11 protein-coding genes are annotated in these 15,114 nt (G+C 50.6%); 6 read left to right on the forward strand and 5 right to left on the reverse strand.

Translation table 11 applies throughout. From position 1 onward, the window contains the following. The first annotated feature begins 172 nt into the window (after positions 1 to 172). Entirely contained in the window at positions 173 to 1,669 is a 1,497-nt protein-coding gene (locus BEB54_RS24350; RefSeq protein ID WP_001163161.1) for a M16 family metallopeptidase, read from the forward strand. Between the two features lie 95 nt (positions 1,670 to 1,764). Here the strand turns inward: BEB54_RS24350 and kdgK are convergent, their stop codons facing one another. Beyond that, entirely contained in the window at positions 1,765 to 2,694 is a 930-nt protein-coding gene (gene kdgK, locus BEB54_RS24355; protein WP_105277797.1) for a 2-dehydro-3-deoxygluconokinase, read from the reverse strand. A 231-nt stretch (positions 2,695 to 2,925) separates the two neighbouring features. Between kdgK and pdeH the strand changes: the two genes are divergently transcribed. Together pdeH and BEB54_RS24370 are read left to right on the forward strand one after the other, a co-directional pair. Beyond that, positions 2,926 to 3,693 carry a cyclic-guanylate-specific phosphodiesterase gene (pdeH, locus tag BEB54_RS24365; RefSeq protein WP_105277798.1) on the forward strand — a complete coding sequence of 256 codons (768 nt, stop codon included), beginning with the start codon at positions 2,926 to 2,928 and terminating at the stop codon, positions 3,691 to 3,693. A 69-nt stretch (positions 3,694 to 3,762) separates the two neighbouring features. Continuing rightward, a complete protein-coding gene (locus tag BEB54_RS24370) occupies positions 3,763 to 5,823 on the forward strand; it encodes an AsmA family protein (protein ID WP_024212000.1) in 2,061 nt (686 codons plus the stop codon). A gap of 119 nt (positions 5,824 to 5,942) precedes the next feature. On the opposite strand, the gene BEB54_RS24375 is transcribed toward BEB54_RS24370, so the two are convergent. From BEB54_RS24375 to BEB54_RS24385, 3 genes are all read right to left on the reverse strand, one after another. Then, positions 5,943 to 7,265: an MFS transporter gene (locus BEB54_RS24375; protein WP_001149003.1), complete on the reverse strand. Its 1,323-nt coding sequence runs from the start codon at positions 7,263 to 7,265 to the stop codon at positions 5,943 to 5,945. A gap of 407 nt (positions 7,266 to 7,672) precedes the next feature. Then, entirely contained in the window at positions 7,673 to 8,686 is a 1,014-nt protein-coding gene (yhjD, locus tag BEB54_RS24380) for an inner membrane protein YhjD (RefSeq protein WP_000191271.1), read from the reverse strand. A gap of 48 nt (positions 8,687 to 8,734) precedes the next feature. Next, positions 8,735 to 9,634, reverse strand: coding sequence for a LysR family transcriptional regulator (locus tag BEB54_RS24385; protein ID WP_032185444.1), 900 nt, complete (start codon positions 9,632 to 9,634; stop codon positions 8,735 to 8,737). Positions 9,635 to 10,152: 518 nt separating this feature from the next. Here BEB54_RS24385 and BEB54_RS24390 point away from each other — a divergent pair. Continuing rightward, positions 10,153 to 10,755, forward strand: coding sequence for a helix-turn-helix transcriptional regulator (locus tag BEB54_RS24390; RefSeq protein ID WP_001167663.1), 603 nt, complete (start codon positions 10,153 to 10,155; stop codon positions 10,753 to 10,755). A gap of 50 nt (positions 10,756 to 10,805) precedes the next feature. On the opposite strand, the gene BEB54_RS24395 is transcribed toward BEB54_RS24390, so the two are convergent. Then, positions 10,806 to 12,455: an alpha,alpha-trehalase gene (locus BEB54_RS24395; RefSeq protein ID WP_000934242.1), complete on the reverse strand. Its 1,650-nt coding sequence runs from the start codon at positions 12,453 to 12,455 to the stop codon at positions 10,806 to 10,808. A gap of 404 nt (positions 12,456 to 12,859) precedes the next feature. On the opposite strand from BEB54_RS24395, the gene ccp reads away from it, so the two are divergent. Beyond that, positions 12,860 to 14,257 (forward strand): cytochrome c peroxidase, encoded by a 1,398-nt coding sequence (gene ccp / locus BEB54_RS24400; protein WP_000784846.1) that lies wholly within the window; start codon positions 12,860 to 12,862, stop codon positions 14,255 to 14,257. 210 nt (positions 14,258 to 14,467) lie between these two features. Beyond that, on the forward strand, positions 14,468 to 15,114 hold a 647-nt coding region (locus tag BEB54_RS24405; RefSeq protein ID WP_047397171.1), incomplete at its 3' end, for a pyridoxal-dependent decarboxylase.

Raw genomic sequence — 15,114 nt, forward strand, 5'->3', positions numbered from 1 at the left:
GCATAATTGACCCCTGTGCCTGAACTTACCACCTGGGTGAGTTCAGGTTTATTTCACTTCTTCCGTGACATTTTCATGTTCTTGCGGTCTAACACGAAGTGTTTTTAACGTCATTTAGACTGACCGACAACGGGCAGTTTTTTATTACCAGGATAGTTGATCAGGGGTTCACATGCAGGGCACAAAAATTCGACTTTTAGCGGGCGGTTTGCTGATGATGGCCACTGCTGGCTATGTGCAGGCAGATGCGCTCCAGCCTGATCCAGCATGGCAACAGGGGACGCTTTCCAACGGTTTACAGTGGCAAGTGCTGACCACGCCCCAGCGTCCCAGCGATCGCGTTGAAATTCGCCTGCTGGTTAATACCGGTTCGCTCGCCGAAAGTACACAACAGAGCGGTTACAGTCACGCCATCCCTCGTATTGCGTTAACGCAAAGCGGTGGCCTTGAAGCAGCACAGGCGCGTTCATTGTGGCAGCAGGGGATCGACCCTAAACGCCCGATGCCGCCGGTAATTGTCTCTTATGACACCACGCTGTTTAATCTGAGTTTGCCCAATAACCGTAACGACTTGCTGAAAGAAGCGCTCTCTTATCTGGCAAATGCCACTGGCAAACTGACTATCACGCCAGAAACCATCAACCACGCGCTGCAAAGTCAGGACATGGTGGCAACCTGGCCTGCCGATACTAAAGAGGGCTGGTGGCGCTATCGTCTGAAAGGATCAACCTTGTTAGGTCACGATCCTGCCGATCCGCTGAAACAACCCGTTGAAGCGGAAAAGATTAAAGATTTCTATCAGAAATGGTACACCCCGGATGCAATGACGCTGCTGGTGGTGGGAAACGTGGATGCGCGCTCGGTTGTCGACCAAATCAACAAAACGTTTGGCGAACTGAAAGGCAAACGTGAAACACCGGCTCCGGTGCCGACGCTTTCTCCGCTGCGTCCTGAAGCGGTGAGTATTATGACCGATGCGGTACGTCAGGACCGGTTATCTATCATGTGGGATACGCCGTGGCAGCCAATTCGTGAATCAGCCGCACTGCTGCGCTACTGGCGTGCGGACCTGGCCCGTGAGGCGCTGTTCTGGCACGTTCAGCAAGCGTTAAGCACCAGTAACAGCAAAGACATCGGTCTTGGATTTGACTGCCGTGTGCTGTATCTGCGTGCGCAGTGTGCCATCAACATCGAATCACCAAACGACAAGCTGAACAGCAACCTTAATTTGGTAGCGCGTGAGCTGGCAAAGGTTCGCGATAAAGGTCTGCCGGAAGAAGAGTTCAATGCGTTAGTGGCGCAAAAGAAACTGGAGCTGCAGAAACTGTTTGCCGCCTATGCGCGAGCTGATACCGATATTTTGATGGGTCAGCGGATGCGTTCGTTGCAAAATCAGGTCGTTGATATCGCGCCGGAGCAATATCAGAAACTGCGCCAGGACTTCCTTAACAGCCTGACGGTGGAGATGTTAAATCAGGATCTGCGTCAGCAGTTGTCGAACGATATGGCGTTAATTCTTCTGCAGCCGAAAGGCGAGCCAGAATTTAACATGAAAGCGTTGCAGGCGGCCTGGGATCAAATCATGGCCCCATCTACTACTGCTGCCACAACCTCAGTTGCCACGGATGACGTACATCCTGAAGTGACGGATATTCCACCCGCACAGTAATGCCTGATGGTGATGAGTTAGCACAACCATCAGGTATTTATGGATGAGCTGGATAGAGGGGTAACACTTTATCCAGCCTTTTGCATATGCTGCTTTTACGCAGGCATCGCTTCACGCGGGATAATCGCGCCGCGATACTGAATAACGGTACTTGCGGTCAGGTGCCCGCGTTTCGCCGCATTTTCCGCACTGCCGCCCGTCAAACGTACCGCCAGATAACCAGCACTGAAAGAGTCGCCAGCTGCGGTGGTATCGATCACTTTTTCTTTCGGCAGTTTCACCGCCGGGACATCCACTAACCCTTCGCCAGCAATGGACACCAGGCAAGAATCCGCCCCGCGTTTCACCACCACTTCTTTCACGCCCGCGTTATGGGTGCGCGCAATGACGTCTTCCACCGGTTGTTGACCCCACAGCGCGTCTTCGTCGTCCAGCGTCAGGAAGGCGATATCCGTGCATTCCAGCATTTGCTGGTACATCTGCTGTGTCTCTTCTTTGCTGGCCCACAAGCGCGGACGGTAGTTATTGTCGAAAATTACTTTTCCGCCGTTGGCGCGGCATTCGCGCAGCAGGGAAAGCAGCTTTTCGCGGCTGGTCGGGCTTAAGATTGCCAGGCTAATCCCGCTCAGGTAGAGATAATCAAAATTCGCCAGCTCTGCACAAATCGCTGCGGATTGCTCACTCTCCAGCCAAAATTTGGCGGCGGCTTCGTTACGCCAGTAGTAGAACGTACGTTCGCCAGTGCTGTCGGTTTCAATGTAGTAAAGACCCGGCAGACGATTTTCCATCCGCTGGGTCAGGGAAGTATCAACGTTCTCGCCTTGCCAGGCGTCCAGCATCTGCTGACTAAAACTGTCCGTTCCCAGCGCCGTCACGTAATGAACGGTTAATGCCGCAGGATCGACCTGACGGGCGATATAGACGGAAGTGTTCAGGGTATCGCCGCCGAAACCGCGCTTAACGTCCGCGCCTTTCTCGGAAAGCTCAATCATGCATTCGCCAATCACGGCAATCTTTTTGGACATAGTCGTGAACCTGATCTGTAAAAAATTAGCGTTAGTTTGCGCTGTGGTGGTTTGCTGGTCAACCATATTAAAACAGTGTTCCATTATTTTTTTGAGCCAGAACGTATTCCTGAAAGATTCCGTAGTGGAGTGGGGAAATTTAACCCGGTCAGGCGGTAAAGTTCTGCTCTTGCGCGCCGATAATCTTTGTCGAGTCCGGGCAGCATCACTTTTAAACACAGGACATCTTTGATGATAAGGCAGGTTATCCAGCGAATAAGCAACCCTGAAGCAAGCATCGAGAGCTTGCAGGAGCGGCGTTTTTGGTTGCAGTGTGAGCGTGCTTACACCTGGCAGCCGATCTATCAAACCTGCGGACGGTTAATGGCCGTGGAGCTATTAACGGTGGTCACGCATCCCTCGAACCCTTTACAACGTCTGCCGCCGGATCGCTATTTTACTGAAATCACCGTCAGCCATCGGATGGAGGTTGTGAAAGAGCAGATTGATTTGCTGGCGCAAAATGCCGACTTCTTTGTCGAGCACGGCCTGCTGGCATCGGTCAATATTGATGGTCCTACGCTCATCGCCCTGCGTCAGCAACCAAAAATCCTGCGCCAGATTGAGCATCTTCCCTGGCTGCGTTTCGAACTGGTGGAACACATCCGTCTGCCGAAAGATTCAACCTTTGCCTCGATGTGTGAATTTGGCCCGCTGTGGCTGGATGATTTTGGCACCGGGATGGCAAATTTCTCTGCGCTAAGTGAAGTGCGTTATGACTACATCAAAATCGCGCGAGAGCTGTTTGTGATGCTGCGTCAGTCGCCGGAAGGACGCACACTCTTTTCTCAGCTTTTACATCTCATGAATCGCTATTGTCGCGGGGTGATCGTCGAGGGCGTAGAAACGCCGGAAGAGTGGCGCGATGTACAGAACTCGCCCGCATTCGCCGCACAAGGCTGGTTTCTTTCACGCCCGGCACCGATAGAAACGCTGAATACGGCGGTTCTGGCGCTATAAGCTGCCTCATTTTCCGCCTGGCTGGACTATCTTTAGGACTGGCACAGGAAGAATATGAGGAAGCGAACGATGAGCAAGGCAGGCAAAATAACCGCTGCTATTTCAGGGACTTTCTTGTTGTTGATTGTCGTGGCGATCATTTTGATTGCAACATTTGACTGGAATCGACTCAAACCGACCATCAACCAGAAAGTCTCTGCGGAGTTGAATCGTCCATTCGCTATCCGTGGCGATCTGGGCGTGGTGTGGGAGCGGCAAAAACAAGAAACCGGCTGGCGCAGCTGGGTGCCGTGGCCTCATGTGCATGCAGAAGACATCATTCTTGGCAATCCGCCGGATATTCCCGAAGTAACAATGGTGCATTTGCCGCGGGTAGAAGCGACGCTGGCCCCGCTGGCGTTGCTGACCAAAACGGTCTGGCTACCGTGGATAAAACTGGAGAAGCCCGACGCGCGTCTGATTCGTCTCTCTGAAAAGAACAATAACTGGACCTTTAATCTCGCCAATGATGACAACAAAGACATGAATGCAAAGCCGTCTGCGTGGTCGTTTCGACTGGATAATATTCTGTTCGATCAAGGGCGGATCGCTATTGATGACAAAGTAAGCAAAGCGGATCTGGAAATTTTTGTCGATCCGTTAGGCAAGCCGCTGCCGTTCAGTGAAGTTACCGGATCGAAAGGTAAAGCGGACAAAGAAAAGGTGGGCGATTACGTTTTTGGTCTGAAGGCGCAGGGACGTTATAACGGTGAACCGCTCACGGGCAAAGGTAAAATCGGCGGTATGCTGGCACTACGCGGCGAAGGTACACCGTTTCCGGTACAGGCTGATTTCCGCTCCGGGAATACTCGCGTCGCTTTTGATGGCGTCGTGAATGACCCAATGAAGATGGGCGGTGTCGATTTACGGCTTAAATTTTCTGGCGATTCGCTGGGTGATCTCTATGAACTGACGGGCGTTCTGCTGCCCGATACCCCGCCGTTTGAAACCGATGGTCGGCTGGTCGCGAAAATCGACACTGAAAAATCGTCGGTATTTGATTATCGAGGCTTTAATGGGCGCATTGGCGATAGTGATATTCACGGTTCTCTGATCTACACCACCGGCAAGCCACGGCCAAAACTGGAAGGTGATGTCGAATCGCGGCAATTGCGGCTGGCAGATTTAGGGCCATTGATTGGCGTTGATTCTGGAAAAGGTGCAGAAAAGTCGAAACGGTCTGAGCAGAAGAAAGGCGAAAAAAGCGTTCAGCCTGCGGGCAAAGTGCTGCCTTATGACCGCTTCGAAACCGATAAATGGGACGTCATGGATGCCGATGTCCGCTTCAAAGGTCGGCGCATTGAACATGGTAGTAGCTTGCCGATTAGCGATCTCTCTACCCATATCATCCTCAAAAATGCTGACCTGCGCCTGCAACCGCTGAAATTTGGCATGGCAGGCGGCAGCATTGCGGCGAATATTCATCTGGAAGGTGATAAAAAACCGATGCAGGGGCGGGCTGATATTCAGGCGCGTCGGCTGAAACTGAAAGAACTGATGCCCGATGTAGAACTGATGCAGAAGACGCTGGGGGAAATGAACGGTGACGCGGAACTACGCGGTAGCGGTAACTCGGTGGCGGCGCTTTTAGGCAACAGTAACGGCAACCTGAAACTGTTGATGAATGACGGGCTGGTGAGCCGCAACCTGATGGAGATTGTCGGCCTGAATGTCGGCAACTACATTGTCGGTGCGATATTTGGTGATGATGAGGTGCGGGTGAACTGCGCGGCGGCGAATCTGGATATTGCCAACGGTGTGGCGCGTCCGCAGATTTTTGCTTTTGATACTGAGAATGCGTTGATCAATGTTACCGGCACGGCAAGTTTTGCTTCGGAACAGCTGGATTTAACTATCGATCCAGAAAGTAAAGGGATTCGCATTATCACACTGCGTTCGCCGCTGTATGTGCGTGGGACATTTAAAAATCCGCAGGCTGGGGTGAAAGCCGGGCCGTTGATTGCCCGTGGTGCTGTTGCGGCGGCACTGGCAACGCTGGTAACACCGGCGGCGGCGTTACTGGCGCTGATCTCTCCTTCCGAAGGGGAGGCTAATCAGTGTCGGACGATTTTGTCGCAGATGAAGAAGTGATGGAAACTGCCGGATGCGGCGTGAACGCCTTATCCGGCCTACAAATCCTTGCGAATTCAATATATTTTATGGAAGTTCAGGCCTGATAAGCGTAGCGCATCAGGCAATTTTCAACCTTATTACAACGACTGATGTCGCGTCTCATGGGTCAGCAGCAGGGCGATTAACGTCAAGCCAGCCATCGCCGCCAGATATAACCCCACCGCACCTAACCCGTAGTTAGTCTGCAACCAGGCTGCGATATATGGTGCAACGGAAGCCCCGAGAATCGACGCTACGTTGTAAGAGAACGATGCTCCGGTGTAACGCACTTCTGTCGGGAACAGCTCTGGTAACAGCGCGCCCATCGGCCCGAAGGTCAGTCCCATCAGACTTAACCCCAGCAGCAGGAAGGCAAAAACCAGAATCGGGTTGCCAGAACCGAGCAGCGGGTTAAAGGCGAACAGCGCGAACAGGATGATCAGCGTGGTGATGATTACCATGCTTTTACGGCGACCAAAGGCATCAGCCAGTAATCCGGCGACTGGCACCATCACGCCAAAACCAATCACTGCCATCATCAGCATCCACAATACTTCGTTACGCGGCAGGCCAAGCCCAACTGGCGCGGCGGCGGTACTGAAGGTCATTGAGTAGACCGTCATGATGTAAAACAGCGTATAGGTTGCCAGCATAATGAACGTACCCAGTACGGTTACGCGAACATGTTTGGTCAGCAGCGTACCCAGCGGGATCTTCACCTGTTTTTTCGCTTTAGCGACTTTCTCAAACACCGGCGACTCATGCAGCGATACGCGAACATACAGGCCGATAATGACCAGCACCGCCGAGAAGATAAATGGCACCCGCCAGCCCCAGCTCATAAACTGCTCGTCGGTCAGTAGCCAGGAAAGCAGTAAGAAAGTGCCGTTGGCAAAGAAGAAGCCAATCGGTGCGCCCAGTTGCGGGAAGGAGCCATACAGTGCACGTTTGCGCGGTGGTGCGTTCTCGGTTGCCAGCAGCGCCGCTCCGCCCCATTCGCCGCCTAAGCCCAGACCCTGACCAAATCGAGCCAGTGCCAGCAGCAGCGGGGCGAAAATACCAATCGTGGCATAGCCCGGCAGCAGACCAATCACCACGGTCGAAATCCCCATCGTTAGCAACGAGGCGACCAGCGTCGCTTTACGCCCAACGCGATCGCCAAAATGACCAAAGACGGCAGAGCCAATAGGGCGCGCGACGAAGGCGATGGCGAAGGTGGCAAGCGACTGTAGCGTTGCTGCCGTAGGATCGCCCTGCGGGAAGAAGATATGCGGAAACACAATAACGGCCGCAGTGGCGTAAATATAAAAGTCGAAGAACTCAATGGCCGTGCCAATGAGAGAGGCGACAAGGACTTTATTACGCGAGTTGATCGGCGTGTATTCTTGCTCGTGGTCGAGTGTTGTGGCTGTTGCTTGCATAATCTTTTCTTATTTTTTGGCTAACGAATAGCCATATTACGCACAGCAAAAGTGATATTTCAATGTGTAACAAATCGCGGAGTTGGTCGAAAATCAGCCAAAAAGGGAATAATGTTTAAGCTGGTGATTTTTCTTCTATGAAATGCTTCACATAATTTCATAAATGGTGGATAAAACTGGTTTTAGGTTAAATAAAAGTTACCAACTGGATTTATATGCTGGAGTAATGAGTTGGAATGAAATTGTTTGCTCCTAAGAGATGACAGAAAAGGCTCTGGGGAAGAGTTTAAGTGGTTATGTGCGCATGATAGCCGGATGCGATGCTGGCGCATTTTATCCGGCCTACGGGGAGCCAGGCCGAATAAATTCGTAGGCCGGATAAGGCGTTACGCTGCATCCGGCATATTTTAAGACTGCGTTTTCCCCGGCATTCTCGGGTCGTCTTTGTATTCGGCGGTGGCAATCCACGCCGCGCAAAACAGCGTCAGACGAGCGAAGAAGTAGAAAAACGCCATCAGTCCCAGCACGGAGCCAAATGCTGCGCCAGACGGAGATTTCATCAGCGATGGCAGTGTGTAGGTCATCACGATTTTAATCACTTCAAAACCTATAGCAGCAAGAAATGTTCCGCGAATTAGCGCTTTTTTGCGCGGACGGTGGCGCGGCAATCGCCAAAAGATCCAGAAGAAAAGCAGATAGTTGGCGAAGATGGAAATCGCAAGACCAATCAACCGCCACGTTGGTTTCAGCCACTCAATGCTGTTCAGGTGCAGGGCGCTAATAATCATTTGCTGCGCCGAACCGGCAACCGAGGTGATCGAAAGCGTCACAATGAGCGCAATCAACAAACCAATCAGCGAAATAAAATCACGCAGATATTTAACCCAAAATTTTTCCTGATCCTGTGGCGAACGTTCCCAGACATCGCGCGATTGAGCGCGAATCGCTTCACGCAGGTTACCCATCCAGTTGATGCCGGAATAAAGCGCCACCGCCAGGCCGACAAGCCCTACCGTCGTACGCTGTTGAACGGCGGTATTGATGGTGTTTTTCAATGTAGCTGCCAGCGTCGGATCGCTAATATTTTGCAGAATTTTGTCGAAGATATCCTGCAGCAGCATCGGATGGGAGGCCAGAACGAAACCAGCGGCGGCAAACGACACCATCAAAATCGGAATCATCGACAAAAATGAGAAATAGGTGATAGCCGCACCAAACTGATTCCCCAGCCGATCGTTAAAGCGTTCAGTCGCGCGAATCAGGTGCGCAATAATCGGTTGGCGTTGGACTTTTTCGGCAGTAGTGGTGACGGTTTCCAGCGCCTGGCTAACTTTGCCGCCTTTCTCGCTATTATCCAGCGGTTTAATCGGCTCGAGCTCCAGATCCTGGGTGGGACGTTTAATCTCGTTTTCCTGCGTCATCCGCTCTTTTATCCTTCTGTCTTGATCATTCTTAAAAAGTATAGTCGGTCAGTCCAGGTACTCTTTCATTACGCCAGCCAGCCACTGCATAAACAGGTTTACACGCCGGGAAAGCTCCCGACGCTGCGGATAAACCAGCGAAAGGGAGAGCGGCTCGGCACGGTAGCCAGGTAATACTTCAATAAGCCGCCCGGCACGCAGGGCTTCGCGCACGGCAATGCGCGGGATCTGAATAATCCCCAGACCGGCAAGACCGGCGGCGAGATAGTTTTCGCTACTGTTTACCGTCAACATGCCGCCAGACTTAAACCACTGGACACCATTAACGCTGGCAACCTCAAAACCTAACGGATGTACGCCCAGGTGCGGTGTGTAACGCACTATTGCGTGTGAAGTCAGATCATCGGGGCTTTGCGGATAACCAAAGCGCGTCAGATAGTGCGGACTGGCACAGTTGACCATGGTCAGTTTGCCGAGGGGACAGGCGATAACACCATCTTCCGATAACGCGCCAGTGCGTATCACGCAATCAAAACCATCATGAAGAATATCTACCGGACGGTCATGGCTACTCAGTTCCAGCTCAATTCCCGGATGCTGATAGAGAAATTCCGACAGGCGCGGCAGTAACAGGCTTTTCGCGATTCCTGGTGGGATGTCGATGCGTAATTTACCGCTGATACTGGTGGCATCCTGTTGAAACAGACCGTCCAGTTCGTTGAGATTACTCAACACATCTTTTGCCCGTTGATAATAGGTCATGCCTTCTGGCGTGAGTTTGACCCGTCGCGTGGTGCGCTGGAGAAGCTGGGTGCCAAGTTGATGTTCCAGTGCCTGTATCTGGCGCGAAACACTTCCCTTTGGCAAAGCAAAGAAATCCGCTGCGCGGGAAAAACTTTCCAGCTCCGCGACTTTGATGAACAACTGCATTGCGTGAATTTTATCCATTTCTTTGACCGATTGTTGTTCACAGCGAAACAGTAACGCGCATATCGCATTGTTTATTGTTTTTCTAACATCTAATGCCGGGTTTCACAATGTTGTCATGACGAATGTGGCGATTTCTCAGTAGGAAAAGGGGAGAATAGCTTTATGAGAACGGTGAATCCCCTTAAACAGAGCGTATTTTTCAGCGATTCCCTTTAAAGTGAACAGAGGACGTATTGGCTATTTGTGCTTATTTTTGTCTCATTGCCGTTTGTTATTTTGGCTTGTGGTCGCGGAATTTCATTTTTAATTGCATGCGTACTAGCCATCAATATAAGGAAATCCTCAAAATTGTTTTAAATAATGCCCTCGACATGTAATTTCAGGCGTTTAGCTGTAACTATTTATATCGGTAACTATTTTCTACGCGTCATCTCTGTAGAATGGCCACCGCCAAATGGCGAATTCTTATTTTTTCTCGCGGGTAATACCCTTCCACTACTTAAGTCTTTTTAACGTATTCAGGTGGAGATTCAGTTATGCAAATAGTCATGTTTGACAGGCAGTCAATATTTATTCATGGAATGAAAATCAGTTTACAGCATCGTATTCCAGGAGTGAGTATTCAGGGGGCCAGTCAGGCAGACGAGTTATGGCAAAAGCTGGAAAGTTACCCTGAAGCCTTAGTGATGCTCGATGGCGATCAGGATGGTGAGTTTTGCTACTGGTTGCTGCAAAAAACCGTGGTGCAATTTCCTGAGGTTAAGGTGTTAATTACGGCGACGGATTGCAACAAACGGTGGTTACAGGAAGTTATTCATTTTAATGTGCTGGCCATTGTGCCTCGTGATTCAACCGTCGAGACATTTGCGTTGGCGGTCAATAGTGCGGCGATGGGGATGATGTTTCTGCCGGGAGACTGGCGAACGACGCCGGAAAAGGACATTAAAGATCTCAAATCGTTAAGCGCCCGCCAGCGGGAGATTTTAACCATGTTAGCGGCGGGCGAATCAAATAAAGAGATCGGCAGGGCGCTGAATATCAGTACCGGAACGGTAAAAGCGCATCTGGAATCCCTGTATCGCCGTCTGGAAGTGAAAAATCGCACCCAGGCGGCAATGATGTTAAATATCTCCTCCTGAAGAGGATAATTTTACAGCCAGCAGGACGTTAGCGGCTGGCTGTAAAAATATTATGGTTCGCCGTACAAACCAATTAAACGGCGTACCACACCGTTAGTCCAGCCAAACCCATCCTGCAACGGATACTCGCCACCGCCGCCTTCGCGGGGAACACCATCGGCAATATGGTATTTCTCGATCAGTTTGTGCTGTTCCAGATAGAACTGATTCACCGTCTTCAGCCAGCTGCGCGCGATTTCATCACCCAGAAGGTCATCGCCGTACATTTTAAATCCCTGAATCGCCATCCATTGTAATGGTGCCCAGCCGTTAGGTTTATCCCACTGTTCACCGGTTTCGTACTCGCTTGCCAGAATCCCGCCAGGTGTCAGTAACCGACTGCGCACGGCGTTTGCCAGACGATCGGCCTGTTCATGGTTCGCCATACCGACATAGAGCGGCACAATGGCGGCAGCGGAAAAGAGCGCCAGTTGTTCGCGTCGCCAGTCGTAATCGCGGTAGATACCGTTTTCATCATCCCAGAGGTAACGGTTTACCGCATCGCGACGGGCACTGGCCTTCTGGCGGAACAGTGCTTCTGTCTCTTTCTCGCCTTTCAGTGCCGAGATGTTGGCGATGGCGCTCTCCAGTTTAAACAGGAAGGCATTCAGATCGATAGGGATGAACTGGGTGGTACGAATGCTCGCCAGACGACCGGTATCACGCAGCCAACGGGAAGAGTAATCCCAACCGGAGGCCGCCCCCGCGCGTAAATCTCGGTACACCTCGTTAGGCGGGCGACCAGAATGTTTCGCGGTTTCAACGTCTTCAAGCCAGGATTCGTCACGCGGCGTGTCGCGATCGTCCCAGTAACGGTTGAGCAGCGATCCGTCCGGCATCCGCACAACATGGCGATAGGCCTGATTAGGGATCAACGATTCTGCGCCGTCCATCCAGAAGGCATATTCCATTTTCAGATGGTCGAGATAGCGGCGCGCGCCGCGTACACCATCTTCTTCAAACAACTCCACCATCAGCGCAAAAACCGGTGGTTGCGAGCGGCTCAAATAATAGGTGCGGTTGCCGTTGGGGATGTGACCATAGTTTTCGATCATCCAGGCGAAGTTATCGGCCATGCATTTCAGCAAATCTTCCCGACCACTTTCCGCCAGCCCCAGCATGGTGAAATAGGAATCCCAGTAGTAGGTTTCGCTAAAACGGCCCCCTGGAACAATGTAAGACTGTGGCAGCGCCAGCAGGGAAGACCACGGAATGTGATCTTGCGGTTCGCGGGTAAGCACCGGCCACAGCTGGTCGATATGTTCTTTCAGGGAATTTTGCGGGTCCGATACATACTCGCTGGAGTAGGTCTCCGGCAGCCAGAAGTGATTTTCAACAAACTTGCGCAAGTCAAAATCACGATGACGGCGCACTTTACGATAGCGGATTAAAATATCCAGCGGGTCCATTTTGGGTGCGCAGTCGGGAAAGGTTTTACTGTCGGGGAAAATTTTCGCCGACTGAACATGCTCGAACAGTTCGAGATAGCGATCGGCAGGCGTCAGCGCATCAGAGGCGGGCAGCCCTTCAATCATCTCGGGTTCTGGTTCTGCCTCGATCATCTCATCCAGTTTTAATTCATACGGGTCCAGTTCATAGCAGAGATCGACCTCGATCATCAGTTCGTCTGGATTAGAGTTTTGAATTTTCTGATTGAGCATAAGGATCCGACCTCCGAAATTCGTCGCTAATTATCGGGCTTTTCTTTAAGGGTAGTCATTCGCTCCGCCTGGTGGGCGACAAAGCGTGCGGTGGATCACGTTTATTAACTTGTCAAAAAATATAACGCACTAATATCAATAGAATTTATAAAAATACGGATTCCGTGTTGTTTTTCATTTTCAGAACATTCAATCCTGCTCTCGCCGCAATCATGATATGCCATTCCTGCTCTGTATAATAGGTACAGACTATCTTATTGATAGTTTATATTCATGTAATTGATTGATTCCTATCAAAAAGCGTATTTCCCTGTTTTTTATGATGGCTTTGTCTCGCAGAGACGTTTGCAGCATTCTGGAAAATTTTCTGGGTCACAATAACTCACCACCGTGAGGGAAGAATAATGAAAATGGTCTCACGTATTACCGCGATCGGCCTGGCTGGCGTCGCGATTTGCTATTTAGGGTTATCTGGTTATGTGTGGTACCACGATAATAAACGCAGTAAACAGGCCGATGTTCAGGCATCTGCTGTCAGTGAAAATAATCAGGTTTTAGGTTTTCTTCGCGAAAAAGGATGCGACTATTGTCATACGCCTTCGGCAGAATTACCCGCCTATTATTATATTCCTGGCGCGAAACAGTTGATGGATTACGACATTAAGCTTGGATATAAATCTTTTAACCTCGAGGCCGTGCGTGCGGCTCTGTTGGCAGATAAACCCGTTTCGCAAAGCGATCTGAATAAGATTGAATGGGTGATGCAGTATGAAACTATGCCGCCAACGCGTTACACCGCGCTACACTGGGCGGGTAAGGTGAGTGATGAAGAGCGGGCGGAAATACTTGCCTGGATTGCAAAACAGCGCGCGGAATATTACGCCAGTAATGATACTGCTCCGGAGCATCGCAATGAACCGGTGCAGCCTATTCCGCAAAAACTGCCTACCGATGCGCAAAAAGTGGCGTTGGGTTTTACGCTGTATCATGATCCCCGTTTATCGGCTGATAGCACCATTTCATGTGCACATTGCCATGCGTTAAATGCGGGTGGCGTTGATGGCAGAAAAACGTCGATTGGTGTTGGTGGTGCCGTTGGACCGATTAACGCACCGACGGTATTTAACTCAGTATTTAACGTTGAGCAGTTCTGGGATGGTCGTGCGGCAACATTGCAGGATCAGGCGGGTGGACCGCCGTTGAACCCGATTGAAATGGCGTCGAAATCCTGGGACGAAATTATTGCTAAGCTGGAAAAAGATCCGCAGCTTAAAGCGCAGTTCCTCGAAGTCTATCCGCAAGGTTTCAGTGGCGAAAATATTACTGATGCTATTGCTGAATTTGAGAAAACATTAATTACGCCGGATTCCCCATTTGATAAATGGTTGCGTGGAGATGAGAATGCGCTGACGGCGCAACAGAAAAAAGGCTATCAATTATTTAAAGATAATAAATGTGCAACTTGTCATGGTGGTATTATTCTCGGCGGACGTTCTTTCGAGCCGTTGGGGCTGAAAAAAGACTTTAACTTTGGGGAAATTACGGCGGCGGATATTGGTCGTATGAATGTTACTAAAGAAGAGCGTGATAAATTGCGTCAGAAAGTACCCGGTTTACGTAACGTTGCTTTAACGGCACCGTACTTCCATCGCGGTGACGTGCCGACGCTGGACGGGGCGGTAAAACTGATGCTGCGCTATCAGGTAGGCAAAGAGCTGCCGCAGGAAGATGTGGATGATATCGTAGCTTTCCTGCACAGTCTGAACGGGGTATATACGCCGTATATGCAGGATAAACAATAATTAATTTGATCGCCCGAACAGGAATGTTTGGGCGATTTTTATTACGACAATAAAGTCTGTTTTTAATATTATCATGTTAAACGTTTATATTATAAAAAGTCCTTTTTCTGCTTAGGATTTTGTTATTTAAATTAAGCCGGTAATGCCTTGCTTCCATTGCGGATAAATCCTACTTTTTTATTGCCTTCAAATAAATTTAAGGAGTTCGAAATGGACCAGAAGCTGTTAACGGATTTCCGCTCAGAACTACTCGATTCACGTTTTGGCGCAAAGGCCATTTCTACTATCGCGGAGTCAAAACGATTTCCGCTGCACGAAATGCGCGATGATGTCGCATTCCAGATTATCAATGATGAATTATATCTTGATGGCAACGCTCGTCAGAACCTGGCCACTTTCTGCCAGACCTGGGACGACGAAAACGTCCATAAATTGATGGATTTGTCGATCAACAAAAACTGGATCGACAAAGAAGAATATCCGCAATCTGCAGCTATCGACCTGCGTTGCGTAAACATGGTTGCTGACCTGTGGCATGCGCCTGCGCCGAAAAATGGTCAGGCCGTTGGCACCAACACCATTGGCTCTTCCGAGGCCTGTATGCTCGGCGGGATGGCGATGAAATGGCGTTGGCGCAAGCGTATGGAAGCCGCAGGCAAGCCAACGGATAAACCTAATCTGGTGTGCGGCCCGGTACAAATCTGCTGGCATAAATTTGCCCGTTACTGGGATGTGGAGCTGCGTGAAATCCCTATGCGCCCCGGTCAGTTGTTTATGGATCCGAAACGCATGATTGAAGCCTGCGACGAAAACACCATCGGCGTGGTGCCGACTTTCGGCGTGACCTACACCGGTAA

The organism is Escherichia sp. MOD1-EC6021 (assembly GCF_002965245.1).
In the GTDB taxonomy this organism is placed as follows: Bacteria; Pseudomonadota; Gammaproteobacteria; order Enterobacterales; family Enterobacteriaceae; genus Escherichia; species Escherichia coli_F.

Coding starts and splice junctions, on each gene's coding strand:
- BEB54_RS24370 (WP_024212000.1), top strand. CDS start 3,763: ATGAGCAAGGCAGGCAAAATAACCGCTGCTATTTCAGGGACTTTCTTG.
- BEB54_RS24395 (WP_000934242.1), bottom strand. CDS start 12,455: ATGCTCAATCAGAAAATTCAAAACTCTAATCCAGACGAACTGATGATC.
- ccp (WP_000784846.1), top strand. CDS start 12,860: ATGAAAATGGTCTCACGTATTACCGCGATCGGCCTGGCTGGCGTCGCG.
- BEB54_RS24375 (WP_001149003.1), bottom strand. CDS start 7,265: ATGCAAGCAACAGCCACAACACTCGACCACGAGCAAGAATACACGCCG.
- BEB54_RS24350 (WP_001163161.1), top strand. CDS start 173: ATGCAGGGCACAAAAATTCGACTTTTAGCGGGCGGTTTGCTGATGATG.
- pdeH (WP_105277798.1), top strand. CDS start 2,926: ATGATAAGGCAGGTTATCCAGCGAATAAGCAACCCTGAAGCAAGCATC.
- yhjD (WP_000191271.1), bottom strand. CDS start 8,686: ATGACGCAGGAAAACGAGATTAAACGTCCCACCCAGGATCTGGAGCTC.
- kdgK (WP_105277797.1), bottom strand. CDS start 2,694: ATGTCCAAAAAGATTGCCGTGATTGGCGAATGCATGATTGAGCTTTCC.
- BEB54_RS24390 (WP_001167663.1), top strand. CDS start 10,153: ATGCAAATAGTCATGTTTGACAGGCAGTCAATATTTATTCATGGAATG.
- BEB54_RS24385 (WP_032185444.1), bottom strand. CDS start 9,634: ATGGATAAAATTCACGCAATGCAGTTGTTCATCAAAGTCGCGGAGCTG.